The organism is Streptomyces sp. NPDC048001, assembly GCF_043203115.1.
In the GTDB taxonomy this organism is placed as follows: domain Bacteria; phylum Actinomycetota; class Actinomycetes; order Streptomycetales; family Streptomycetaceae; genus Streptomyces; species Streptomyces sanyensis.
This window is the reverse complement of record NZ_JBIDBN010000004.1, coordinates 409,541-433,120: the sequence shown is the minus strand read 5'-3', so window position 1 is coordinate 433,120 and position 23,580 is coordinate 409,541. Positions and strand designations below refer to the sequence as shown.

Genomic DNA, 23,580 nt, shown 5'->3' with positions numbered 1-23,580 from the left:
GGTTGATAGGCCGGATATGGAAGCCAGGTAACTGGTGGAGTTGACCGGTACTAATAGGCCGAGGGCTTGTCCTCAGTTGCTCGCGTCCACTGTGTGGTTCCCGGGTTGCGAACAGTCGCACCGGTTGAACCAGTTTCACTTCATGAATTGAAAAGTGTGCTTGTTCGCTAAGTGCCGATGCCTCGCTCCGCGAGGCGGCCCGATAGAGTTTCGGTGGTCATAGCGTTAGGGAAACGCCCGGTTACATTTCGAACCCGGAAGCTAAGCCTTTCAGCGCCGATGGTACTGCAGGGGGGACCCTGTGGGAGAGTAGGACGCCGCCGAACAATCTTTCAAAGGACCCGTGGTCCAGCGTTCACGCTGGACCACGGGTCCTTTTTGTTTTTCCCATGCCGAAGCGCGACCGAACCCCGGCTGCGCGAGAATGACCTGTGGTACCCGAAGACAGGAGTCACCCGATGACCGCCAACTCTCCCGACGACCGTCCGGATCGCGAGCCGCGTCGCAGGGACGGTGGTGACAGGGGCGGCTTCCGCGGGGGACGGGACGACCGGGACCGCGGCCCCCGTCGTGACAACGATCGCGGTGGCTACCGTGGCCCGCGCGACGATCGACGTGACGACCGACGTGACGACCGCGGCGGACGCTTCGGCGCCGGCGAGGGGCGCCGTGATGACCGTGGTGGGTTCCGGCGTGAGGACGACCGTGGTGGGCGTCCGGGTGGCGGCTTCCGCGGCCCGCGTGACGACCGCCGCGACGACCGCCGCGACGATCGCGGTGGCTTCCGCCGTGACAACGATCGCGGTGGTTTCCGTGGTTCGCGTGACGATCGCCGTGACGACCGCGGTGGATACCGTGGCCCGCGTGAGGAGCGGTCCGGCGGCTTCGGCCGTTCCGACGACCGTCCGGGCGGCGGCTTCCGCCGTGACGACCGCCGCGACGACCGTGGTGGTTTCCGCCGTGACGACCGCCGTGACGACCGCCGCGACAACGACCGCGGTGGCTACCGTGGCCCGCGCGACGACCGCCGTGACGATCGCGGTGGCTTCCGCCGCGACGACCGCCGTGATGACCGTGGTGGGTTCCGGCGTGAGGACGACCGTGGTGGGCGTCCGGGTGGCGGCTTCCGCGGCCCGCGTGACGACCGCCGGGACGACCGCCGTGACGATCGCGGTGGCTTCCGCCGTGACAACGATCGCGGTGGTTTCCGTGGTTCGCGTGACGATCGCCGTGACGACCGCGGTGGATACCGGGGCCCGCGTGAGGAGCGGTCCGGCGGCTACGGCCGTTCCGACGACCGTCCGGGCGGCGGCTTCCGCCGCGACGACCGCGGTGATGACCGTGGTGGTTTCCGCCGTGACGACCGCCGTGACGACCGCCGCGACAACGACCGCGGTGGCTACCGTGGCCCGCGCGACGACCGCCGTGACGGTGACCGCGGCTTCCGCCGCGACGACCGCCGTGATGACCGCCGTGACGACCGTGGTGGGTTCCGGCGTGAGGACGACCGTGGTGGGCGTCCGGGTGGCGGCTTCCGCGGCCCGCGTGACGACCGCCGCGACAACGACCGAGGCGGCTTCCGTGGTGGTCCGCGCCGCGACGACCGGGACCGCGGCCCCCGCCGTGGCCGTGACGAGCGGTCCGGTGGCTACGGGCGTCGGGACGACCGCCGGGACGACCGCCAGGGCGGCGGCTTCCGCCGTGACGACCGCGAGCCCGTCAAGCGGCTCCCCATCCCGGACGACGTCACCGGCGACGAGATCGACAAGGACGTCCGGCAGGAACTCCAGAGCCTGCCGAAGGGGCTCGCCGAGGACGTTGCGCGCAACCTCGTCATGGTCGCCAACCTGATCGACGAGGAGCCGGAGAAGGCGTACGAGTACTCCCGGGTGGCACTGCGGCTCGCCTCCAGGGTGGCCGCCGTGCGCGAGGCCGCGGGCTTCGCCGCGTACGCCACGCAGAAGTACTCCGAGGCACTCGCCGAGTTCCGTGCCGCCCGCCGGATGACCGGGACCGTGGAGCTGTGGCCCGTCATGGCCGACTGCGAACGCGGCCTGGGCCGGCCGGAGCGCGCTCTTGCCATGGCGGGTGAGCCGGAGGTGCAGAAGCTGGACAAGGCGGGCCAGGTCGAGATGCGCCTCGTCGCGGCCGGTGCCCGCCGGGACATGGAGCAGCTCGACGCGGCGATCGTGACGCTGCAGAGCCCCGAGCTGGCCTCCCAGTCGGTCCAGCCGTGGACGGCCCGCCTGCGGTACGCCTACGCCGACGCCCTGCTGGCGGCCGGGCGGGAGGACGAGGCGCGCGAGTGGTTCGCCAAGGCCCTCGAAGCGGACAAGGACGGCACCACCGACGCCTCGGACCGCCTCGCCGAGCTGGACGGGGTGGAGTTCGTGGACGTGATGGACGCCCTCGACGGCGACGCCCCGCACCACGAGCCGGAAGCCCGTCCGCAGACCGAGTCCGAGACCGAGACCCGGGACGGGACCGCGACCGGCACGGAGAACGGCACGGCGGCCGCCGCAGGCGACCGCGAGGAGCCCCGGCCCGCCGACGCGGACGGCGTCGACACGGACGGCACCGACACCGAGACCGGCCCGTCGGAGCGCTCAGCGGAGTAGGCGCCCCGGCCCCGGCGCGCCAAGGGCGGCACCCCGAACGGGGTGCCGCCCTCCGCGCGTTCCGCACCGGCCCGGCCCCGTGACGACGCGCGGGGCAGGACGGGCGTCAGTTCAGCAGCAGGCTCCGCAGGACCAGCCCGGTCGCCGGCTTCGGGCCGAACGAGGTCGACTTGCGGGGCATCGTCACCCCGGCCCGTGCCAGGTCGCGGACGACCTCCTCGCGCACGGGGTGTATCAGCACCGCCGTGCCGCCCCGGCGCTCGGCCTGCTCCACCGCGGCCGCGGTGTCGTGGATGTACGCGATGTGCCCGGGGTCGTCCGGTACCCGCCACAGGTGCTCCAGCAGCGTCGAGTGCAGCACCGTCGCGTCCAGCGACCGCCATGCCTCCGGCGGGCCCTGCGGCACCGTGCGGTCGAGCAGTTCCGTGTCCGGACGGTCGACGAGGTGGAAGCCGCCGTCGCCCGCGAGGAGGAAGGCGTTGCCCTCGTCCGCCGCCTCCGCGAGCCCGTCGAGCGCCGCGGCCAGCGGAACGTCGAGCCTGCGCACACGGAAGGAGTCCCCGAGGGCGGCCAGCGCCTCGGCGGTCGGCAGGCCCTGCAGCACCCGGTGGATGGCGCGGACCTGGAGGGGGTAGCGGGCCGTGTCGATCAGCAGGACCAGGCCGTAGGCCCACGGGTCGTCGGCGCCTGCGGCCGCGGGGCGGTCCTGGTGCAGCCGGAGGTAGGTGGCCCACCGGTGGTGGCCGTCGGCGATCAGCGCCTGGCGCTGTGTCAGCTCCTGTTGCACCCGTGCGATCTCGCCGGGGTCGGTGACCGCCCAGAGCCGGTGCGCGAACCCGTCCTCCGTGGTGGTCCGGATGAGCGGGGGCGTCTGCGCGGCGCGCTCGACGACCGTCTCCGCCTCGACCGGCCCGGGCTCACCGCGGTAGGTGAGCAGCAGGGGTTCCAGGTTGGCGGCCGTGCTGCGCATCAGGGCGGCGCGGTCGGCGACGATGTCCGGCATCACGTCCTCGTGGGGGAGGACGACTCCCTCCGAAGGCGCGGAGAGCGCGAGTGCGCCGATCACCCCGCGCTGGAGGAGCTCTCCCCGCCGCTGCTCGTACACGTAGAGCGCGGGCTCCGGATCCGCGGCCAGGACCCCCTCGGACAGCCACCGCGACAGCGTCTCGGCCGCCTGCCGGTGGCGTGCCTCCGCGGAGTCGGCCTGGGGAAGGATCAGGCGGACGATGTTGTGCGGATCCGCCGACTCCAGGTGGTGCAGGCCGTCGGGCCGGACCACGACGTCGTAGGGCGGCGAGGTCACGGCGGCGAGGCTGCCCACCCGGTCGGGGACGTAGCGCAGTCCGCGGAACGGGATCAGGTGCAGGCCGCCATCGGCCGCAGGACCGTCGGTGTTCATCAGGGCATCGTATGCGGCCCGCGCCATGAGGGATGATCGGGGGAGCGACCGGGAACGGCCCGGGAGCGGCACGAGGACGGGACAGGCATGAGCGGGCAGGGCATCGGACGGCCGGGAGCGAGCGGGGTCGCGCCGGCCGAGGCGTACGACACGGCCCTGCTCGACCTGGACGGGGTCGTGTACGCGGGCGGCGCGGCGATCGCCCATGCCGTGGACTCCCTCGCGGCCGCCCGAGGCCGCGGCATGCGCCTCGCCTACGTCACCAACAACGCCCTGCGGACCCCGGACGCCGTCGCCGCGCACCTGACCGAACTCGGTATCCCCTCGGAAGGGGAGGACGTCGTCACCTCGGCGCAGGCCGTGGCCCGGCTCATCGCCGAGCAGGTCCCCGCGGGGGCGCGGGTGCTGGTCGTCGGGGGAGAGGGGCTGCGGACCGCCCTGCGGGAGCGCGGACTGGTGCCGGTGGAGTCCGCCGACGACGACCCCGCGGCCGTGGTGCAGGGCTACGGAGGTCCGGAGCTGGCCTGGAGCCGCTTCGCGGAGGCGTCCTACGCGGTGGCGCGCGGGGTGCCCTGGTTCGCCTCCAACACCGATCTGACCATCCCGGGAGCCCGCGGCATCGGGCCGGGCAACGGGGCCGCGGTCGAGGTGGTGCGCATCGCCACCGGCGCCGAGCCGCAGGTGGCCGGGAAGCCGCTTCCCCCGATGCACCGCGAGACGGTCCTGCGGACCGGGGCGCGCCGCCCGCTCGTCGTCGGCGACCGCCTGGACACCGACATCGAGGGCGCGTTCAACGGGGGAGTGGACTCGCTGCTGGTGCTGACCGGGGTCACGGACGCGGCCCTGCTCCTCGCGGCGGAGCCGCGGCACCGGCCCACCTATGTGGACGCCGACCTGCGCGGCCTGCTCCTCGCGCAGCCCGAGGTGGTCCCCGCCGACGGCGGGTTCCGCTGCGGCGGCTGGAGGGCCGCCGCCCGTGGCGGGAGGCTGCTGCTGGAGGGGGAGGGGGATCCGCTGGACGGCCTGCGGGCCCTGTGCGGGGCGGCCTGGAGCCATGCGGGCGACGGCCGGTGCGGTCTCGACGCGGGCAAGGCGCTGGCGCTGCTGGGCTGGTGACTCCGCGCCGGGCGGTCCGGTCGGGCGCGCTCCGCGTCCGGGGACCCCGCCGCCCCGGCCCCGGTGCGGCGGGTACCCGCCGGTGACGCGCCAGCGGGCCGGATCGCGAGGGTAGGCTAACCTAACCGGGTGTTGGTCGAGAGTCCTCCCCGAGAGAGCGCGGAGCCCGCGGCGGCCCCGGCCGTTTCCGGGCGCCGAGCCCTGCGCCCCGCGGGGCTTGCGGTCGCCGTCGCCGTCCTGCTGCTGATATGCGTCGCCAGCATCGCGGTCGGGGCCAAGTCGGTCCCGGTGTCCGAGGTGTGGCACGGGCTGTTCCACTACTCCGGCACCGCCAACGACGTCATCGTCCGCGACGTGCGCGTGCCGCGGACGCTCCTCGGGCTGGTCGCCGGTGCCGGGCTCGGGCTCGCCGGGGCGGTGATGCAGGCACTGACCCGCAACCCGCTCGCCGACCCGGGCCTGCTGGGCATCAACGCGGGCGCCTCCGCGGCCGTGGTGTCCGCGATCACCTTCCTCGGCGTCACCTCGCTCGGCGGCTACGTGTGGTTCGCCTTCGCGGGGGCGGCCGTGGTCTCCGCCGCCGTCTACGTGCTCGGCGGCAGCCGAGGCGCCACCCCCGTACGGCTCGCCCTCGCGGGGACCGCCGCGACCGCCGCGCTCTACGGCTACATCAACGCCGTCCAGCTGCTGGACGCGGCGGCGCTGGAGCGGCTGCGCTTCTGGACCGTCGGCTCCCTGTCGACCGCCGACCTGCGGACCATCCTGACCATCCTGCCCTTCGTCGCCGCGGGTGCACTGCTCGCGCTGCTGCTGGCCAGGCCGCTCAACGCCATGGAGATGGGCGACGACACCGCACGGGCGCTGGGCGCCCACCTCACCCGCACCCGGGTGCTGGCCATGCTCTGTGTGACCCTGCTGTGCGGTGCCGCCACGGCCGCCTGCGGCCCGATCGTCTTCGTCGGGCTGATGGTCCCCCATGTCGTCCGCGCCGTCACCGGCCCCGACATGCGGTGGGTGCTGCCCTACTGCGCGGTCCTCGCCCCCGTGCTGCTGCTCGGGGCGGACGTGCTGGGCCGCGTCGTGACCCGCCCCGCCGAGCTCCAGGTCGGCATCGTCACCGCGCTGATCGGCGGCCCGGTGTTCATCCAGCTCGTCCGCCGCAAGAGGATGGCCCAGCTGTGACGGCCCCCACCACCACCTCCGTGGACACCTCTACCCGCTCGGTGCGGGCGCTGCGCACGCCCGGCGGCCTCTCCGTCCGGGTCGACCCGCGGGCCGCGCTCGTCACCGTGCTCGTCGGCGCCGCGGCCGTCGCTGTCGGCGTGGTGCTCATCGGCAGCGGCGACTACCCCATGTCCTTCGGCGAGGTCGTGGACACCCTGCTCGGCAACGGCACCGCGGCCCAGGAGTTCATCGTCCGGGACCTGAGGCTGCCCCGGGCGCTGGTCGCCGTGCTCGTCGGTGCCTCGCTCGCACTGAGCGGCGCGATCTTCCAGTCGCTGTCCCGCAACCCCCTCGGCAGCCCGGACGTCATCGGCTTCAGCCACGGGGCGAGCGTCGGCGCGCTGTGCGTGATCGTCCTCTTCGGCGGCAGCGCCCTCACCGTCTCGGTCGGGGCCGTCGCCGGGGGCCTGGTCACCGGCGCCCTGGTCTACACCCTCGCCTGGAGGCGGGGGGTGCACGGGCTGCGGCTGGTCCTCGTCGGCATCGGCGTCGCCGCCATGCTCGGCGCGGTGATCCACTTCCTGGTCACCAAGGCCAACCTGGTCGACGCGACCCGCGCCACGCTGTGGATGACCGGTTCCCTCGACGGCCGGGACTGGACCCAGGTCGGTCCGCTGGCCCTCGTGCTGGCCGTGCTCGTGCCCGTGACCCTGGTCCACGGCAGACCGCTGCGGATGCTGGAGATGGGGGACGACGCCGCGTACGCCCTCGGTGTCCCGCTGGAGCGCACCCGGATCGTGCTGATCGGCTGCGGCGTGCTGTTCATCGCGGTGGCCACCGGCGCGGCCGGCCCCATCGCCTTCGTGGCCCTCAGCGCCCCGCAGCTCGCCCGGCGCCTCACCCGGGCGCCCGGACCCAACCTGGCAGCCGCCGCCGTCATGGGCGCCGCGCTGCTCCTCGCCGCCGACTGGATCGCCACCGCGGCCTTCCCCGGGCGGCAGCTGCCCGTGGGCGTGGTCACCGGTGTCCTCGGCGGCTGCTACCTGCTCTGGCTGCTCGTCACCGAACGCAGGGCCGGACGCCTGTGAGGCGCCCACGAGCCGTCGGCCGGCTGCCACGGGACGACGACGACACCCCCGTGGGGCGGCGATGACCGGCCCCACGCCCCCGCAGAACCCCACCCGGCACCCCAGGAGTACGACCGGCATGCAGCGCCTCACCGCGGAACAGGTCACCCTCGCCTACGACCAGCGGGTCATCGCCGAGAACCTCTCGGTGGAGATACCCGACAACTCCTTCACGGTGATCGTCGGCCCCAACGCCTGCGGCAAGTCGACCCTGCTGCGGGCCCTGTCCCGGATGCTCCGGCCGACGCGGGGGCGGGTGCTGCTCGACGGGCAGGCGATCCACACGCTGCCCGCCCGGAAGGTGGCCCGCACCCTCGGGCTGCTGCCCCAGTCCTCCGTCGCGCCGGACGGCATCACGGTGGCCGACCTGGTCGCCCGCGGCCGCTATCCGCACCAGGGGCTGCTGCGCCAGTGGTCCGCCGAGGACGAGCGGATCGTGCAGGAGTCGATGGCGGCGACGGGCGTACGGGAGCTCGGCGAGCGCTATGTGGACGAGCTGTCGGGCGGCCAGCGCCAGCGGGTGTGGATCGCCATGGCCCTGGCACAGCAGACGCCGCTGCTCCTCCTCGACGAGCCGACCACCTTCCTGGACATCCAGCACCAGCTGGAGGTGCTGGACCTCTGCGCCGATCTGCACGAGTCGCAGGGCCGGACGCTGGTCGCGGTCCTGCACGACCTCAACCAGGCGGCGCGCTACGCCACCCATCTGATCGCACTGCGCGACGGCCGGGTCGTGGCGGAGGGGCCGCCCCGGGACGTGGTGACGGCCGAGCTGGTGGAGCACGTCTTCCGGGTGAGGAGCCAGATCATCGAGGATCCCGAGTCGGGCACCCCGCTGGTGGTGCCGGTGGCCCGGGCCCGGGGAGCGAAGGTCGCCTGACGGCGGGCCCGCCGCGCCCGTCCCGTCTCCGGGAGGGGCCCGCCGCGCCCGTCCCGCCTCCGGGAGGGGCGCGCAGCGGGTCAGAGCAGGGAGCGCAGCCGCAGCAGGTCGCGGAAGCCGGCCTCCAGACGGACGCGTCCCGAGGCCCAGGCCCTGGCGAACTCCAGCCGGCCGTCGACGAGCGCCACCAGGTCGTCCCCCGACATCGCCAGCCGGATCTGCGCCTTCCCGCGGGGCGGCCCCCCGTGGGTGCCGTCCACCGCGATCCGCCCGCCGGACAGGCGCCCGGTGAACGTGGTGTCCAGGTCCGTCACATGGCAGCTGAGGGACCTGTCCAGGCGGGTGGCGGCGGGGACGCCCCCGTCGGTCTTCGCCAGGTTGTCCGAGAGTCTGTCGAGCGCGCCGCGGCACTCCTGCGTCGTGGCCATCGTGATCGACCGTACCGCAGGCCCTCGCGGTAGCGTCTGGGCATGACCGACTCCACCTCCGGCCCCCTCCCGGTACCGCCGCCCGGCACCCGCGGCGTCCCCGCCCCGCCTCCGGGCGGGTCCGGGGCGCCGGGCGACCCGGACGGCGGTCCGCCCGCCGGCGCGCTGCCGTCCGCGGTCCGCGGGGCGGGGGCGCCGGGCGCCCCGGCGGCCCCCGGGGAGCAGACCGGTCCGGCCGCTCCCGCCCCGCTGGGCGTGGCGCGGACGCCGACCGGGAACACCGCCGTCGACACGCTGGTCGCACGGCTCGCCGACCTCGACCACCTCGCCGCCGACGGCCACACCGAGGTGTACGAGGATGTGCACCGGGGGCTGCGCGACGCGCTGACGGCGCTCGACTCCCCGCCCGGCCCGCGGCCCCCCGAGACGGGGTCCCAGGGCCACCCCGCCCGACCGCACGACCACAGGAGCTGAACCGACCGTGGCAGGAGTCGCCCGACGCCGTCTCGACGCCGAGCTGGTGCGCCGCAAACTGGCCCGCTCGCGCGAGCACGCCGCCCAGCTGATCGCGGCGGGCCGCGTCACCGTCGGAGGCAACACCGCGGCCAAGTCCGCCACCCAGGTGGAGACGAGCGCCGCCATCGTGGTCGGCGCGGACGACGACGACCCGGACTACGTCTCCCGCGGCGGCCACAAGCTGGCGGGCGCGCTGGCCGCCTTCGTGCCGCTCGGGCTGGCCGTCGAGGGGCGCCGGGCGCTCGACGCCGGAGCCTCCACCGGGGGCTTCACCGACGTGCTGCTGCGCGCGGGGGTCTCCCATGTGGTCGCGGTGGACGTCGGCTACGGGCAGCTCGCCTGGTCGCTGCAGAGCGATGAACGGGTCACCGTCAAGGACCGTACCAACGTGCGAGAGATGACGTTGGAGACGATCGACGGAGTGCCGGTGGACCTGGTGGTGGGGGACCTCTCCTTCATTCCGCTGGGTCTCGTGCTCCCGGCCCTGGTCGCGTGCACCGCGCCCGGGGCGGACCTGGTGCTGATGGTGAAGCCGCAGTTCGAGGTCGGCAGGGAGCGGCTGGGCAGCGGGGGCGTGGTGCGCAGTGCGCAGCTGCGCGCCGAGGCGGTCACGGAGGTCGCCGCGCGCGCGGCGGAGCTGGGGCTCGGGGTGCGCGGGGTGACCGCCAGCCCGCTGCCGGGGCCGTCCGGGAACGTCGAGTACTTTCTGTGGCTCCGGGCCGGTGCGCCCGCACTCGATCCGGCCGACGTCGACAGGGCAGTGGCGGAGGGACCGCGTTGACCACGACAGAAGCGACCGCGAGGACCACGGGAGCGACGGAGAGCCGTACCGTCTTCCTCCTCGCGCACACCGGCCGCAGGGCCGCGATCCGCAGCGCCGAACTGGTGGTGCAGGGCCTGCTCCGCAGCGGGCTGGGAGTACGGGTGCTGGAGGCGGAGGCGGCGGACCTGCCGCTGCCCGGGTCCGTCGAGACGGTGCCGGACGCGACACCGGAGGTCCTCGACGGCTGCGAGCTGCTGATCGTGCTCGGCGGCGACGGGACCCTGCTGCGGGGCGCGGAGTTCGCGCGCGCCTCCGGCGTCCCGATGCTCGGCGTCAACCTGGGGCGCGTCGGCTTCCTCGCCGAGGCCGAGCGGGACGACCTCGACAAGGTGGTCGACCGGGTCGTGACCCGCGCCTACGAGGTCGAGGAGCGCATGACCCTGGACGTGGTCGTGCACAGCAACGGCGACATCGTGCACCGCGACTGGGCGCTGAACGAGGCGGCCGTCCAGAAGGTGTCCCCGGAGCGGATACTGGAGGTCGTGCTGGAGGTCGACGGCCGCCCGGTGACCGGCTTCGGCTGCGACGGCATCGTCTGCGCCACACCGACCGGTTCGACGGCGTACGCCTTCTCGGCCGGCGGGCCGGTGGTGTGGCCCGAGGTGGAGGCGCTGCTGATGGTGCCGATCAGCGCCCACGCGCTCTTCGCCAAGCCGCTGGTGACCTCGCCGACCTCGACGCTGGCGGTCGAGGTGCAGCAGCACACCCCGCACGGCGTCCTGTGGTGCGACGGGCGGCGCACGGTGGAGCTGCCGTCGGGGGCCCGGGTCGAGGTGCGCCGCGGGGCCGTGCCGGTGCGGCTCGCCCGGTTGCACCACGCCTCCTTCACGGACCGTCTGGTGGCCAAGTTCGCGCTGCCGGTGTCGGGTTGGCGGGGCGCCCCGCACTGAGCCGCCCGCCGGCCGGCCCGCCGCTCCGTCCCCGGTCCGTCCCCGGTCCGTCCCCGCTCCGTCCCCGCTCCGTCCCCGCTCCGGGCCGCGGCGCGGCGTGCCGCGGCGGGTGTCGCACGGGTGTGCGAGGGTGCCCGGGTCCTCGGGAGAGTGAACCCGGGACCGGGGTCCGTCGCGCCGCGGCCCCCGGACCTCGTATGGTCGTGTCCGTGTTGGAGGAGATGCGGATACGGTCGCTCGGGGTCATCGACGACGCGGTGGTCGAGCTGTCGCCCGGTTTCACCGCGGTGACCGGCGAGACGGGCGCGGGCAAGACGATGGTCGTCACCAGTCTCGGACTGCTGCTCGGCGGACGGGCGGACCCCGCGCTGGTGCGGATCGGTGCGAAGTCGGCCGTCGTCGAGGGGCGGGTGCGGGTGGCCGCGGGCGCCCCGGCCGCACGGCGGGCCGAGGAGGCGGGCGCCGAACTCGACGAGGGGGCGCTGCTGATCAGCCGCACCGTTTCGGCCGAGGGGCGCTCCCGTGCCCACCTCGGCGGCCGTTCCGTGCCGGTCGGCCTGCTCGCGGAGCTGTCCGACGAACTCGTCGCCGTCCACGGCCAGACCGACCAGCAGGGGCTGCTGCGCCCCGCCCGCCAGCGCGCGGCCCTGGACCGGTACGCCGGGGGAGCGCTCGCCGCCCCGCTCGCCGCCTACGGGGACGCCTACCGGCGGCTGCGGGCCGTCTCGGCGGAGCTGGAGGAGCTGACCGAGCGGGCCCGCGAACGCGCCCAGGAGGCCGACCTGCTGCGCTTCGGGCTGGACGAGATCGCGGCGGTGGAACCGCGCGCCGGGGAGGACGCCGAACTCGCCGCGGAGGCCGGGCGGCTGGGCCACGCCGAGGCGCTCGCCTCCGCCGCGGCCCTCGCCCACGCGGCCCTCGCGGGCAACCCCGAGGACCCGGAGGCCGTCGACGCCACGATGCTGGTCGCGGGTGCGAACCGCGCGCTGGAGGCGGTCCGCTCCCACGACCCGGCGCTCGCCGCCCTCGCCGACCGGATGGGCGAGATCTCCATCCTGCTCGGGGACGTCGCCGGGGAACTCGCCGGGTACGCCGACGACCTGGACGCCGACCCGCTGCGGCTGGCCGCCGTGGAGGAGCGCCGCGCCGCCCTCACCGGCCTCACCCGGAAGTACGGCGAGGACGTCGCGGCCGTGCTGGCCTGGGCCGAGGAGAGCGCCGCCCGCCTGGGCGAACTGGACGGCGACGACGAGCGCATCGGGCGCCTGGCCGAGGAGCGCGAGGCGCTGCGCACCGAGCTGTCCGCGCTCGCCCGGGCACTGACGGACATCCGCAGCGAGGCGGCCGACCGGTTCGCCGCGGCGGTCACCGGGGAACTGACCTCGCTGGCCATGCCGCACGCCCGGGTGTCCTTCGCGATCCGCCAGAGCCCCGACCCGGACGGCATCGAGGTCGGCGGCCGCACCGTGGCCTACGGGCCCCACGGCGCGGACGAGGTCGAGCTGCTGCTCGCCCCGCACCCCGGCGCTCCCGCACGCCCCATCGCCAAGGGCGCCTCGGGCGGCGAGCTGTCGCGGGTGATGCTCGCGGTGGAGGTGGTCTTCGCCGGGACGGATCCGGTGCCGACCTATCTCTTCGACGAGGTCGACGCCGGTGTCGGCGGCAGGGCGGCGGTCGAGATCGGGCGGCGGCTGGCGAAGCTGGCGCGCACGGCGCAGGTCGTGGTGGTCACCCACCTGCCGCAGGTGGCGGCCTTCGCCGACCGGCAGCTGCTGGTGGAGAAGACCCATGACGGGTCGGTCACCCGCTCGGGCGTCACGGTCCTGGAGGGCGAGGACCGGGTGCGCGAGCTCTCCCGCATGCTCGCCGGGCAGGAGGACTCCGAGACGGCCAGGGCCCACGCGGAGGAACTGCTGGCCGCGGCGCGCGCCGACGCCTGAGGCCCTCGGCCCCCGCGGCCGGTGCCCCGGGGGCCGAGGGCCGTCCCCGCCGGACCTCCCGGCTCCCCGTGGACGGGCCGCCCCGCCGAGGGGCGCTCCCCGCGCCCCCGGACACCACGTCACCCGTGCGGGTGATGCGCGGGGAGGCGCGGGGGCGCGCGGCAGGCGGCGCACGCCCCGGCGGTGCCGGAACGCGCGTGCGGACTGGCATCCTTGGGCGGGTGACACAGCTGCGTACGGTCCAGGTACTGGGCGGGGGCAGCGCGGGAAGCAGCGCACACGTCAGATCGCTCGCCTCCGGGCTGGCGGCCCGGGGAGTGCGCGTGACGGTCTGCGCCCCCGCCGCGCTCGACCACGAGTACGACTTCACCGGCGCCGGAGCCCGTCTGGTGCCCCTCCCGCCACCGTCCGACCCCGCGGGCGTGGCCGCGCTGCGCCACGCGTGCATCGGAGCCGACCTGGTCCACGCCCACGGGCTGACCGCCGGGGTGCGCGCCGCCCTGGCGCTGGCCGGCTCCCCGTACACCCCGTTCGTGATGACGTGGCACACCCGCCGCCCCGCCGAGGGCCCCCGGGCGGGGCTGGCACGGCTGCTGGAGCGCCGCACGGTGCGTGCCGCGACCGTCGTCCTCGGCACCTGCTCCGAGCTGGTCGACCTGGCGCGTGCCCGCGGCGCCCGCGACGCCCGGCTCGCGCCGGTGTCCGTCCCCGTCCCCCGCACCCCACTGTGCCTCCAGGACGGCAAGGCCCGGGCCGAACTGGGCGCGGTGGAGCGCCCCCTGCTGATCGCGGCGGGTTCGCTGTCCGCCGGCCGCGGCTACCGCACCCTGCTCGACGCCGCGGGCCGGTGGCGGGAGCTCGACCCGGCCCCGCTGCTGGTGATCGCGGGGGAGGGCCCGGCGCGGCCCGTGCTGCGCAGGCGCATCACGCAGGAGGACCTCCCGGTGCGCCTGGTCGGCCACCGCGGCGACCTCGCCGAGCTGATCGCCGCCGCCGACGTCGCGGTGCTGCCCTCCCGCTGGGAGGCGCGCGCCGTACTGGCGCAGGAGGCGCTCCGGCTGGGCGTGCCCCTGGTGGCCACCGCCGTCGGCGGCGTCCCCGAACTCGTGGGCGACGCGGCGGAGCTGGTGCCCTACGGGGACGCCCGGGCCCTCGCCCGCGCCGTCGAGGGACTCCTCGCGGATCCCGACCGCCGCTCCTCCCTTGCCGCGGCGGGCCGTGTCCAGGCGGCCACCTGGCCGTCCGAGGACGCCACGGTCGCCCATGTGCTCAGCGTCTACGACGAGCTGACGGGCCGCTGACGGGCGGCCGGCCTCCGGGACCGGCGGGGCCCCGGGCGTCGCGCGGCCGCCCTCCGGCAGGACGCGGCCGACCGGCGGACGGGGGCCTTCAGGGGGCGAGGGCCTTGCGCAGGGTGCGCAGACACAGGGAGAGGGCCGTGTGCTTGGACGCCTCACGCCTGCGGGAGAGCTCCCAGGCCGAGTAGAGCAGGGACCACAGCACGTTCTGCGCCCACTCCGGTGTCAGCTCCGCGTCCAGGGTGCCCTCGGCGCGGCCGCGTTCGACCAGCCGGCACAGCGCACGGTCCGCCGAGGTCTCCTCCTCCCAGCCCGACCAGGTCATGAGCTGGGGCGAGTCGAACATCAGGGTCAGCCCCGCGCCGAGCTCGAAGTACTCCTGGCAGAGCCGCCCCAGCGCCTCGGGCGCCGGGCCCTCGTCGAGCCGGGCCGCCTCGGCCGCCGCCTGGACCTTCTCCAGCACGTCCGCGCCGATCGCGGCCAGCAGGTCGGAGCGTTCGGGGAAGTACCGGTGCACCGTGGTCCGCCCGACCCCGGCCGCCGCCGCCACATCGGCCAGCGAAGCGCCCGAGTCCTTGGCGAGCAGCGTGACGGCCGCGTCGACGATGGCACGCCGGGTGCGGGTGCGCGTACCGCTGTCGGCCACCGCGGCCCGTTGCTGCTCAACCATGCCTCCACGGTACCGCGTCATCTGAAAGGGAATTCGTTTGCCCCGAGTGGAACATCCATGTTCCACTCAGGTACGTGAATGCTCCCCATCCCTCCCGGGTCGCCCCAGCCGAGCGGCCCCCGGACACTCCACCGGCCGGCCCGGGCACCGCGCACGCTTCCCCGAAGGCCACGCGCCGCGCCCCACGACTCGCGGTCCTCTGGTCCTTCGCCCGCCCGCACACCCGCACCCTCGTCCTGGGGCTGCTCCTGGCGCTGGTGGGATCGGCGGTGGGACTCGCCACACCGATGGTCACCAAGTGGGTGCTCGACGCCCTGGGCGGATCGCAGCCGCTGGGCCGCCCCGTCGCGGGGCTGCTGGTCCTGCTCGTGATCGGCAGCGCCGTCTGGTTCCGGCAGTGGACGCTGCTCGGCGCACTGGGCGAGCGCGTGGTGCTGGACGCCCGGTCCTCCATGGTGCGGCGCTTCCTCTCCTCCACGGTGCCCGCCGTCACCCGCCGCCCGGCCGGCGAACTCGTCACCCGCGTCACCTCCGACACCGTGCTGCTGCGCGAGGCGGCCACCGGCGCCCTCGTCGGGCTGATCAACGGCGCCGTGATGCTGGTGGGCACCCTGGCCCTGATGGCCGTGCTCGACCTGGTGCTGCTCGGCACCACGGTGGCGGCGGTGGTGGCGATCGGCGTGATCTTCGCCGTCCTGATGCCGGGCATAGCCGCGGCGCAGCAGCGCGCCCAGGAGCACATCGGCCGCCTCGGCGGTGTGCTGGAGGGCGCGCTGCGCGCCGTCCGGACGGTGAAGGTCAGCCGCGCCGAGGAGCGCACCGCCGAGCGGATCCTGGCCGAGGCGCGGGCGTCGGCCGAGCACGGGGTGCGCGCGGTCCGGCGCGAGGCGCTGGCCTGGACCGTCGCGGGCTCCGGCATCCAGCTCGCCATCATCGCGATCCTGGGCCTGGGCGCCTGGCGGGTCGCCGAGGGCGAACTGGCCGTGTCCGCTCTGATCGCCTTCCTGTTGTACGCCTTCGGCCTGATGCAGCCGATCGGCGAGCTCAGCCAGAACGTCACCGCGCTCCAGGCCGGGCTGGCCGCGGCCGAGCGGATCCGCGAGACGGACGACATGCAGACGGAGCCGGAGGCGGCAGCCACGGGGACGGGCGCCGCACCGGCGGAGGCCGCGGAGCGGCCTGCCGCGCCGCGCCGCACCGGGCCCGACGGCGCGCACCCCGTCCTGGAGCTGAGGGAGGTCACGGCCGCCTACGGCCCGGACGCCGCACCGGCGGTGCGCGGGGTCACCCTGGCCGTCCCCCGGCGCGGCCACACCGCGATCGTCGGCCCGTCGGGCGCCGGCAAGACCACGCTGTTCTCCCTCGTCCTGCGCTTCCTGGAGCCGACCGGCGGCCGACTGCTGCTGGACGGCCGCCCGTACCGCGACCACAGCCCCGGCGAGGTCCGCGAGCGACTCGCCTACGTGGAGCAGGACGCCCCCCTCGTGCCCGGGACCGTCCGCGACAACCTGCTGCTCTCGCGCCCGGACGCCACGGAGGAGGAACTGCGCCGGGTCCTGCGCGAGGTCCGGCTGGACGAGAAGGTCGACGCACTGGCGGAGGGCCTCGACACCCCGCTGTCCGCCACGGCCGTCTCCGGCGGCGAACGCCAGCGCATCGCCCTGGCCCGGGCCCTGCTGCGCACACCCGAGGTGCTGCTCCTCGACGAGGCGACCGCCCAGCTCGACGGCCTGACCGAGGCCGCCGTCCAGTCCTGTGTGCGGGCCCGCGCCGAGCGGGGCGCGGTGGTCACCATCGCCCACCGGCTGTCCACCGTGCTGGACGCGGACACCATCGTGGTCATGGAGGCGGGCCGCGTCCGCGCCCGCGGCACCCACGAGGAGCTGCTGGAGCGTGACGGCCTCTACCGCGAGCTGGTCGAGGCCCTGCGCATCGCCGACCGCGCGGCACCGGACGTCCCCGGCACAACCGGCGCCCCCGCTGAACCGGCGGCCCGCTGAACCGGCGCCCCCCGCCGAACAGGCGGGGCGCCCCCGGCGGTCTCGCTACCCGGCCGAGGCCCCCGGCGTGTGGCGGCGCGCCCGCAGGGCCAGCGACAGCGACAGCACCGCCTCCGGGTCGTCCAGGTCCGTCCCCAGCAACTCGCCGATCCGGGCGAGGCGGTTGTACAGGGTCTGGCGGTTCAGGTGCAGCTCGCGCGCCGTCTCCGCCTTGCGCCCCGCATGAGCGAGATAGCACTCCAGCGTCGGCAGGAGCGCCGGGCGCGAGACGGCGTCGTGGGCGCGCAGCGGGCCGATCGCGCGCTCCACGAAGGCCGCCAGGTCCGGGTGGTCGCGCAGCCGCCACAGCAGCAGGTCGATGTCGAGGCGCCGGGCGTCGTACCAGGGCCGGTCCGCCAGACCCCCCGCAGCCGTGGCCGTCTCCGCGGCGTGCCGCAGCCCCGCGGAGGCGGCCGCCCAGCCGCCCGCCACCCCGACCACCACCACCGGCGGATGGGCGCCCCCGCGCCCCCACGCCCCCTCGGCCGCCGGACCCGCGAGCCCCGCCCGCTCCGCACCCGCCCGCAGCGCCGCCGCCACCCGGTCCGCCACCGCCGCCCGCTCCGCCTCCGAGCGCAGCGCCACCAGCAGCGGGACCCGGCCCTCGACCGGGCGCACGCCCACCAGGACCGGCGCACCCACCGACGACAGCTCCTCGGCCACGGCACGCGCCAGCAGCGCCCAGCCGCCCGACGGGGCGTGCGCGGGGGCCAGCCGCATCACCACGGGCAGGATCGGGCCGTCGCCCGGCTTGAAGCCCAGCACCCGGGCCTGGCCCGGGGCGTCCTCCGGGCCGATACGGCCCTCCGCCAGGTCGGTCAGGAAGTCGCCCCTGCCGTGTGCGGCCAGCTCCTCCTCCTGGCGCGCCTGCATCAGCACCACCGCCAGGATCGCGGCCGCCCGCTCCGCGGCCATCCGGTGCACCGGCGACAGCGGACCCGACACCGCCAGCAGCACCAGCCGGGCGCGGACCGAGGCGCCGTCGGGCCCCCCGCCGGGGACGTCCACCAGCACGGCGCCGGCCGGGGGCCCGCTCTCCCGTGCGTCGCGCTGGCCGCGCAGCCCCTCCCAGACCTGGAGCGGGTCCGCGGGGGAGGCCCCGGCCTCGCCCGACTCCGCGGCGTACAGCAGCCGCCCCTCGGGGGCCTCCAGGAAGACCGGGTTGCCCGTGAAGCCGGACAGGATGTGCAGCACCTGGGGCACCCCGCCGCCCCCGAGGAGGGCCCGGGTGCACTGCCGGTGCACCTCCTCGGCCCGGCGCAGCAGCGCGTAGTGGTGGTTGACGATCTCGGTGTGGATCTCCTCGGTCACCGTCACGAACGGGACCTCGCGGTGGAGCTGGACGAGCGGGAGCCCGGCCGAGCGGGCCGCCTCCACGATGGCGGCGGGCAGCCGCGCGAACCGGGGACCGAGCTCGACCACCAGGGCGGCGATCCCGCGTTCGGCGAGCTGCCGGACGAAGGCCCGCTGCTCGGCGGGCCGGGTGCCGAGCCCCAGCCCGGTCGTCAGCAGCAGCTCGCCGCCCTTCAGGAGCGAGGCGATGTTGGGGACCTCGCCCGCGTGCACCCAGCGCACCGTCCGCTGGAGGCGGTCGGCACCCGCGACGACCTCGGGGAGGCCGCTGCGCAGGCCCGGCAGTTCGAGGGCCCGCTGCACGGTGATCCCGCCCTGGTTGTCCATGGTGCCGGACGCTACCGGCCGCCCCTCGGGGCGCGCCACCGGTGCCCTGGGGGGCACCGGCGGCCGGGGCGGTCAGCCCCCGTAGGCGCCCGACGCGGTCAGCCGCAGGGCGGTGTCGATCAGCGGCACGTGGCTGAAGGCCTGCGGGAAGTTCCCCACCTGCCGCTGCAGGCGCGGGTCCCACTCCTCGGCCAGCAGCCCCAGGTCGTTGCGCAGGGCGAGCAGCCGCTCGAACAGCTTGCGCGCCTCGTCCACCCGCCCGATCATCGCCAGGTCGTCGGCCATCCAGAACGAGCAGGCCAGGAAGGCGCCCTCGTCGCCGGGAAGGCCGTCGACGCCCTCCTCGGAGCCCTCGGTGGGGTAGCGCAGGATGAAGCCGTCCTCCGTGGACAGCTCCCGCTGGATCGCCTCGATCGTCCCGATGACGCGCTTGTCGTCCGGGGGCAGGAAGCCCATCTGCGGGATGAGCAGCAGGGAGGCGTCCAGCTCCCGGGAGCCGTAGGACTGGGTGAAGGTGTTGCGCTCGCGGTCGTAGCCCTTCTCGCAGACGTCCCGGTGGATGTCGTCCCGCAGCTCCCGCCAGCGCTCCAGCGGGCCGTCCGCGTCGCCGGACTCGATGAGCTTGATCGTCCGGTCGACCGCGACCCACGCCATGACCTTGGAGTGCACGAAGTGCCGGCGCGGCCCGCGGACCTCCCAGATGCCCTCGTCGGGCTGGTCCCAGTGCTTCTCCAGGTACTGGATCAGCTTCAGCTGCAGGAGCGAGGCGTAGTCGTTGCGGTTCAGACCGGTCATGTGCGCCAGGTGCAGGGCCTCGGTGACCTCGCCGTAGACGTCCAGCTGGAGCTGGTGGGCGGCTCCGTTGCCGACCCGGACCGGGTGGGAGCCCTCGTAGCCCGGCAGCCAGTCCAGCTCCGCCTCGCCCAGCTCCCGCTCGCCTGCGATGCCGTACATGATCTGCAGGTTCTCCGGGTCGCCGGCCACCGCGCGCAGCAGCCACTCCCGCCAGGCGCGGGCCTCCTCCCGGTAGCCGGTGCGCAGCAGCGAGGAAAGGGTGATCGCGGCGTCCCGCAGCCAGGTGTAGCGGTAGTCCCAGTTCCGCACGCCGCCGATCTCCTCCGGCAGGGAGGTGGTCGGGGCGGCCACGATCCCGCCGGTCGGGGCGTAGGTGAGCGCCTTCAGCGTGATCAGCGAGCGCACCACCGCCTCGCGGTAGGGCCCGTGGTAGGTGCAGTGGTCCACCCACTCGCGCCAGAACTCGGCCGTGGCCTCCAGCGCGGACTCCGGCTCCGGCAGCGCCGGGGGCTCCCGGTGCGAGGGCTGCCAGCTGATGGTGAACGCGATCCGCTCGCCCGGGGAGACGGTGAAGTCGGCGTAGGTGGTCAGGTTCCGCCCGTAGGTCGCGGCCTCGGTGTCGAGCCAGACGGAGTCGGGGCCGGCGACGGCGACCGTGCGCCCGTCCACCTTGTGCACCCAGGGCACCACCCGCCCGTAGCTGAACCGCATCCGCAGCTCCGAGCGCATCGGCACCCGGCCGCTGACGCCCTCCACGATGCGGATCAGCTGGGGTGCGCCGTCGCGGGGCGGCATGAAGTCGGTCACCCGGACCGTGCCGCGGGAGGTGTCGTACTCCGACTCCAGGATCAGCGAGTCCCCGCGGTAGCGGCGGCGGTCCGCGGCGGGCGGGGCGGTGCCGGCGCCGTGCGCCGGGCCCAGCCGCCAGAACCCGTGTTCCTCGGTGCCCAGGAGGCCGGCGAAGACGGCATGCGAGTCGAAGCGGGGCAGGCACAGCCAGTCGACCGTCCCGTCCCGGCAGACCAGGGCTGCGGTCTGCATGTCTCCGATGAGTGCGTAATCCTCGATGCGCCCGGCCACGTGCATCTCCAGTCGAACGGCCACGTCCGCCCCGCGGGGCGCTTACTTCGGGTCAAGGGTCGTTGACGAGCAGCGGCGACCCCAACACCCTCGTGGCGGCGTTGCCACTCGACTGATGTGGGGGACGCCGGCACCCGGGCGGCGGGCTGGGTACGCCGTCGCCCGCCCTGCTCGGCAGCGAGTGTCCGAGCAGGATACGACGCGCGGGCGGCCTCCGCGCAGGTGTCCCGGCAACGGGATTGCGCCGAACGGTCGAGCGGGCGCCGCGGCGCGGTGAACGGTCCGCGTACCCTTCGCCCGCCGGTTCCGGGCCGGGGCCGCGGGGGCGAAGGGCGGACCGCCGCCCGCACCCGGCTACGGGACGGCTGCTTCCGGACAGGGAAGCGGCCGGAAGCAGCCGTCCCGTACCGCTGATACCCTGGTACCCCGTGGACCGGTGGCCGACTCCAGCTTCGGAAGCCGCCGACACCGCAGCGACGGCACCCCCCGCACCGGGTCGGACGCCGGTACGCACACCACCACGCGACCACGGGAGCCCCCTCTTGGCGATGCCGCCCAAATCCATGACGACCAAGCACATCTTCGTCACCGGGGGTGTCGCCTCCTCCCTCGGCAAGGGCCTGACGGCCTCCAGCCTCGGCGCGCTGCTCAAGGCCCGGGGCCTGCGGGTCACGATGCAGAAGCTCGACCCGTACCTCAACGTGGACCCGGGCACCATGAACCCGTTCCAGCACGGCGAGGTGTTCGTCACCAACGACGGAGCCGAGACCGACCTGGACATCGGCCACTACGAGCGCTTCCTCGACGTGGACCTGGACGGCTCGGCGAACGTCACCACCGGCCAGGTGTACTCGCAGGTGATCGCCAAGGAGCGCCGCGGCGAGTACCTGGGCGACACGGTGCAGGTCATCCCGCACATCACCAACGAGATCAAGTCCCGCATCCGCCGGATGGCCACCGACGACGTGGACGTCGTCATCACGGAGGTCGGCGGCACGGTCGGCGACATCGAGTCGCTCCCGTTCCTGGAGACCGTCCGCCAGGTCCGCCACGAGGTGGGCCGGGACAACGTCTTCGTGGTGCACATCTCCCTGCTCCCCTACATCGGGCCCTCGGGCGAGCTGAAGACCAAGCCGACCCAGCACTCGGTCGCGGCGCTGCGGAACATCGGCATCCAGCCGGACGCCATCGTGCTGCGCGCCGACCGCGACGTGCCCACCGCGATCAAGCGCAAGATCTCGCTGATGTGCGACGTGGACGAGGCCGCCGTGGTCGCCGCCATCGACGCCAAGTCGATCTACGACATCCCCAAGGTCCTGCACACCGAGGGCCTCGACGCCTATGTGGTGCGCAAGCTGGACCTGCCCTTCCGGGACGTCGACTGGACGGTCTGGGACGACCTGCTGGAGCGGGTGCACCAGCCGGAGCACGAGGTCACGGTCGCCCTCGTCGGGAAGTACATCGACCTCCCGGACGCCTATCTCTCGGTCACCGAGGCGATGCGGGCCGGCGGCTTCGCCAACCGGGCCCGGGTCAAGGTCAAGTGGGTCACCTCGGACGACTGCAAGACGCAGGCGGGAGCGGAGAAGCAGCTCGCCGACGTCGACGCGATCGTCATCCCGGGCGGCTTCGGCGAGCGCGGGGTGGACGGCAAGGTCGGGGCGATCCGCTGGGCCCGCGAGCACGGGGTGCCCCTGCTGGGCCTCTGCCTCGGACTGCAGTGCATCGTCATCGAGGCCGCCCGCAACCTGGCCGAGATCCCGGACGCCAACTCCACCGAGTTCGACGCGGCCACCGCCCACCCGGTGATCTCCACCATGGAGGAGCAGCTGGCCTATGTGGAGGGCGCGGGGGACCTGGGCGGCACCATGCGGCTCGGCCTCTACCCCGCCAAGCTGGCCGAGGGCTCGATCGTCCGCGAGGTCTACGACGACCAGCCCTATGTGGAGGAGCGCCACCGCCACCGCTACGAGGTGAACAACGCCTACCGTGCGGAGCTGGAGAAGAAGGCGGGTCTCCGCTTCTCCGGCACCTCCCCGGACAACAAGCTGGTCGAGTACGTCGAGTACCCGCGCGACGTGCACCCCTACCTGGTGGCCACCCAGGCGCACCCGGAGCTGCGGTCCCGTCCGACCCGCCCCCACCCGCTCTTCGCCGGGCTGGTGAAGGCCGCGGTGGAACGCCGCCGGGCCGGGAGCTGATCTTCCCGGGATACCGTTGGCCGGGGTGTGCGCCCAGTGCGCGCACCCCGGTCTTCCCGTTTTCCGCGCGCTGGTGGAAGGACGCACCGATGCCCCTGAAGGACACCCCCGAGGAGTGGCCGGTCAACGAGACCGGTACGCCGTTCCGCGGTGCCAAGACGAGCGTCCGCACGGACCGCGTCGTCATGCCCGACGGCACGGTCGCCACCCGCGACTACCAGGTCCACCCCGGGTCGGTCGCCGTGGTCGCCCTGGACGCGCAGGACCGGGTCCTGGTGCTGCGCCAGTACCGGCACCCGGTACGGCACCGGCTGTGGGAGATCCCCGCGGGCCTGCTGGACGTCCCCGGCGAGAACCCGCTGCACGCCGCACAGCGGGAGCTGTACGAGGAGGCCCACGTCAAGGCCGAGGACTGGCGGGTGCTGACCGACGTCTACACCACCCCCGGCGGGTGCGACGAGGCGGTGCGCATCTTCCTGGCCCGGGGCCTCTCGGAGGCCGAGGGCGAGCGCTTCGAGGTCTCCGAGGAGGAGGCCGACATGGAGCTGGCGCGGGTGCCGCTCACGGAGCTGGTGCGCGGGGCGCTCGCGGGGGACCTGCACAACACCTGCCTCGTGGTCGGTGTGCTCTCGCTGACCGCCGCCCTGGCCGGGGAGGGCCTGCAGGCGCTGCGCCCCGCGGACGCCCCCTGGCCGGCGAGGCCCTTCGAGGCGTGAGGGGCGGCGCCCCGGGCCCTCGGGGCCGCCGCCCGGCACCATTGCGGCGGCCGTGCAAGCCGACTGATGTGACCATCGGTTGATCCGATCGGGCGTAGCGGCGGTCCGTCCCGCCCGCGCCACCGGGAAGGCCCCCGCCGGTCAACTAGGCTCGCCTCCATCGCCCGTACGGAGCCCCGGCGGGCTCGGCTCGTGCGCGG

At 74.9% G+C, this 23,580-nt stretch carries 19 protein-coding genes and 1 rRNA gene; 15 read left to right on the top strand and 5 right to left on the bottom strand.

Going from position 1 to position 23,580, the window contains the following annotated elements; translation table 11 throughout:
- The first annotated feature begins 209 nt into the window (after positions 1-209).
- From rrf to ACGF15_RS10550, 3 genes are all read left to right on the top strand, one after another.
- Positions 210-326: ribosomal RNA gene (gene rrf, locus ACGF15_RS10560) — 5S ribosomal RNA — on the top strand.
- A gap of 244 nt (positions 327-570) precedes the next feature.
- Complete coding sequence (locus ACGF15_RS10555) at positions 571-1,851, top strand: hypothetical protein (protein WP_392797754.1); 1,281 nt, start codon at positions 571-573, stop codon at positions 1,849-1,851.
- Complete coding sequence (locus tag ACGF15_RS10550; protein ID WP_392797751.1) at positions 1,761-2,618, top strand: hypothetical protein; 858 nt, start codon at positions 1,761-1,763, stop codon at positions 2,616-2,618. The genes ACGF15_RS10555 and ACGF15_RS10550 overlap by 91 nt, the downstream gene beginning before the upstream one ends.
- 106 nt (positions 2,619-2,724) lie before the next feature.
- Here ACGF15_RS10550 and ACGF15_RS10545 read toward each other — a convergent pair whose 3' ends face one another.
- Complete coding sequence (locus ACGF15_RS10545) at positions 2,725-4,017, bottom strand: DUF1015 domain-containing protein (protein ID WP_345616091.1); 1,293 nt, start codon at positions 4,015-4,017, stop codon at positions 2,725-2,727.
- Positions 4,018-4,104: 87 nt separating this feature from the next.
- Between ACGF15_RS10545 and ACGF15_RS10540 the strand changes: the two genes are divergently transcribed.
- The 4 genes from ACGF15_RS10540 (at position 4,105) to ACGF15_RS10525 (ending at position 8,304) form a co-directional block, all read left to right on the top strand.
- Positions 4,105-5,133, top strand: coding sequence for an HAD-IIA family hydrolase (locus tag ACGF15_RS10540; protein WP_345616092.1), 1,029 nt, complete (start codon positions 4,105-4,107; stop codon positions 5,131-5,133).
- A gap of 129 nt (positions 5,134-5,262) precedes the next feature.
- A complete protein-coding gene (locus ACGF15_RS10535) occupies positions 5,263-6,315 on the top strand; it encodes an iron chelate uptake ABC transporter family permease subunit (protein ID WP_345616093.1) in 1,053 nt (350 codons plus the stop codon).
- Positions 6,312-7,385: an iron chelate uptake ABC transporter family permease subunit gene (locus ACGF15_RS10530; protein WP_345616094.1), complete on the top strand. Its 1,074-nt coding sequence runs from the start codon at positions 6,312-6,314 to the stop codon at positions 7,383-7,385. Before ACGF15_RS10535 ends, ACGF15_RS10530 begins: the two co-directional genes overlap by 4 nt.
- 61 nt (positions 7,386-7,446) lie before the next feature.
- Positions 7,447-8,304: an ABC transporter ATP-binding protein gene (locus tag ACGF15_RS10525; protein WP_392797725.1), complete on the top strand. Its 858-nt coding sequence runs from the start codon at positions 7,447-7,449 to the stop codon at positions 8,302-8,304.
- A gap of 80 nt (positions 8,305-8,384) precedes the next feature.
- Here ACGF15_RS10525 and ACGF15_RS10520 read toward each other — a convergent pair whose 3' ends face one another.
- Complete coding sequence (locus ACGF15_RS10520) at positions 8,385-8,732, bottom strand: SCP2 sterol-binding domain-containing protein (protein WP_392797722.1); 348 nt, start codon at positions 8,730-8,732, stop codon at positions 8,385-8,387.
- Between the two features lie 42 nt (positions 8,733-8,774).
- Between ACGF15_RS10520 and ACGF15_RS10515 the strand changes: the two genes are divergently transcribed.
- The 5 genes from ACGF15_RS10515 (at position 8,775) to ACGF15_RS10495 (ending at position 14,202) form a co-directional block, all read left to right on the top strand.
- Positions 8,775-9,206 carry a hypothetical protein gene (locus ACGF15_RS10515; RefSeq protein ID WP_376427050.1) on the top strand — a complete coding sequence of 144 codons (432 nt, stop codon included), beginning with the start codon at positions 8,775-8,777 and terminating at the stop codon, positions 9,204-9,206.
- 7 nt (positions 9,207-9,213) lie between these two features.
- Positions 9,214-10,029: a TlyA family RNA methyltransferase gene (locus ACGF15_RS10510; protein WP_392797718.1), complete on the top strand. Its 816-nt coding sequence runs from the start codon at positions 9,214-9,216 to the stop codon at positions 10,027-10,029.
- Positions 10,026-10,961 (top strand): NAD kinase, encoded by a 936-nt coding sequence (locus ACGF15_RS10505; protein WP_362610056.1) that lies wholly within the window; start codon positions 10,026-10,028, stop codon positions 10,959-10,961. The genes ACGF15_RS10510 and ACGF15_RS10505 overlap by 4 nt, the downstream gene beginning before the upstream one ends.
- A gap of 197 nt (positions 10,962-11,158) precedes the next feature.
- Positions 11,159-12,901 (top strand): DNA repair protein RecN, encoded by a 1,743-nt coding sequence (recN, locus tag ACGF15_RS10500; protein ID WP_362610053.1) that lies wholly within the window; start codon positions 11,159-11,161, stop codon positions 12,899-12,901.
- Between the two features lie 221 nt (positions 12,902-13,122).
- Positions 13,123-14,202: a glycosyltransferase family 4 protein gene (locus ACGF15_RS10495; protein ID WP_345616101.1), complete on the top strand. Its 1,080-nt coding sequence runs from the start codon at positions 13,123-13,125 to the stop codon at positions 14,200-14,202.
- Positions 14,203-14,290: 88 nt separating this feature from the next.
- On the opposite strand, the gene ACGF15_RS10490 is transcribed toward ACGF15_RS10495, so the two are convergent.
- Positions 14,291-14,869, bottom strand: a complete 579-nt coding sequence (locus tag ACGF15_RS10490; RefSeq protein WP_345616102.1) for a TetR family transcriptional regulator — start codon at positions 14,867-14,869, stop codon at positions 14,291-14,293.
- 74 nt (positions 14,870-14,943) lie between these two features.
- On the opposite strand from ACGF15_RS10490, the gene ACGF15_RS10485 reads away from it, so the two are divergent.
- On the top strand, positions 14,944-16,869 hold the full coding sequence (locus ACGF15_RS10485; RefSeq protein ID WP_392797713.1) for an ABC transporter ATP-binding protein: 1,926 nt from the start codon (positions 14,944-14,946) through the stop codon (positions 16,867-16,869).
- 45 nt (positions 16,870-16,914) lie between these two features.
- Here the strand turns inward: ACGF15_RS10485 and ACGF15_RS10480 are convergent, their stop codons facing one another.
- On the bottom strand, positions 16,915-18,588 hold the full coding sequence (locus ACGF15_RS10480; protein WP_345616104.1) for a PucR family transcriptional regulator: 1,674 nt from the start codon (positions 18,586-18,588) through the stop codon (positions 16,915-16,917).
- A 72-nt stretch (positions 18,589-18,660) separates the two neighbouring features.
- On the bottom strand, positions 18,661-20,463 hold the full coding sequence (locus ACGF15_RS10475; protein WP_345616148.1) for a glycoside hydrolase family 15 protein: 1,803 nt from the start codon (positions 20,461-20,463) through the stop codon (positions 18,661-18,663).
- Between the two features lie 548 nt (positions 20,464-21,011).
- Here ACGF15_RS10475 and ACGF15_RS10470 point away from each other — a divergent pair.
- Positions 21,012-22,664 carry a CTP synthase gene (locus ACGF15_RS10470; protein WP_374211991.1) on the top strand — a complete coding sequence of 551 codons (1,653 nt, stop codon included), beginning with the start codon at positions 21,012-21,014 and terminating at the stop codon, positions 22,662-22,664.
- An 89-nt stretch (positions 22,665-22,753) separates the two neighbouring features.
- Positions 22,754-23,380 carry an NUDIX hydrolase gene (locus tag ACGF15_RS10465; RefSeq protein WP_345616105.1) on the top strand — a complete coding sequence of 209 codons (627 nt, stop codon included), beginning with the start codon at positions 22,754-22,756 and terminating at the stop codon, positions 23,378-23,380.
- Positions 23,381-23,580: the final 200 nt, after the last annotated feature.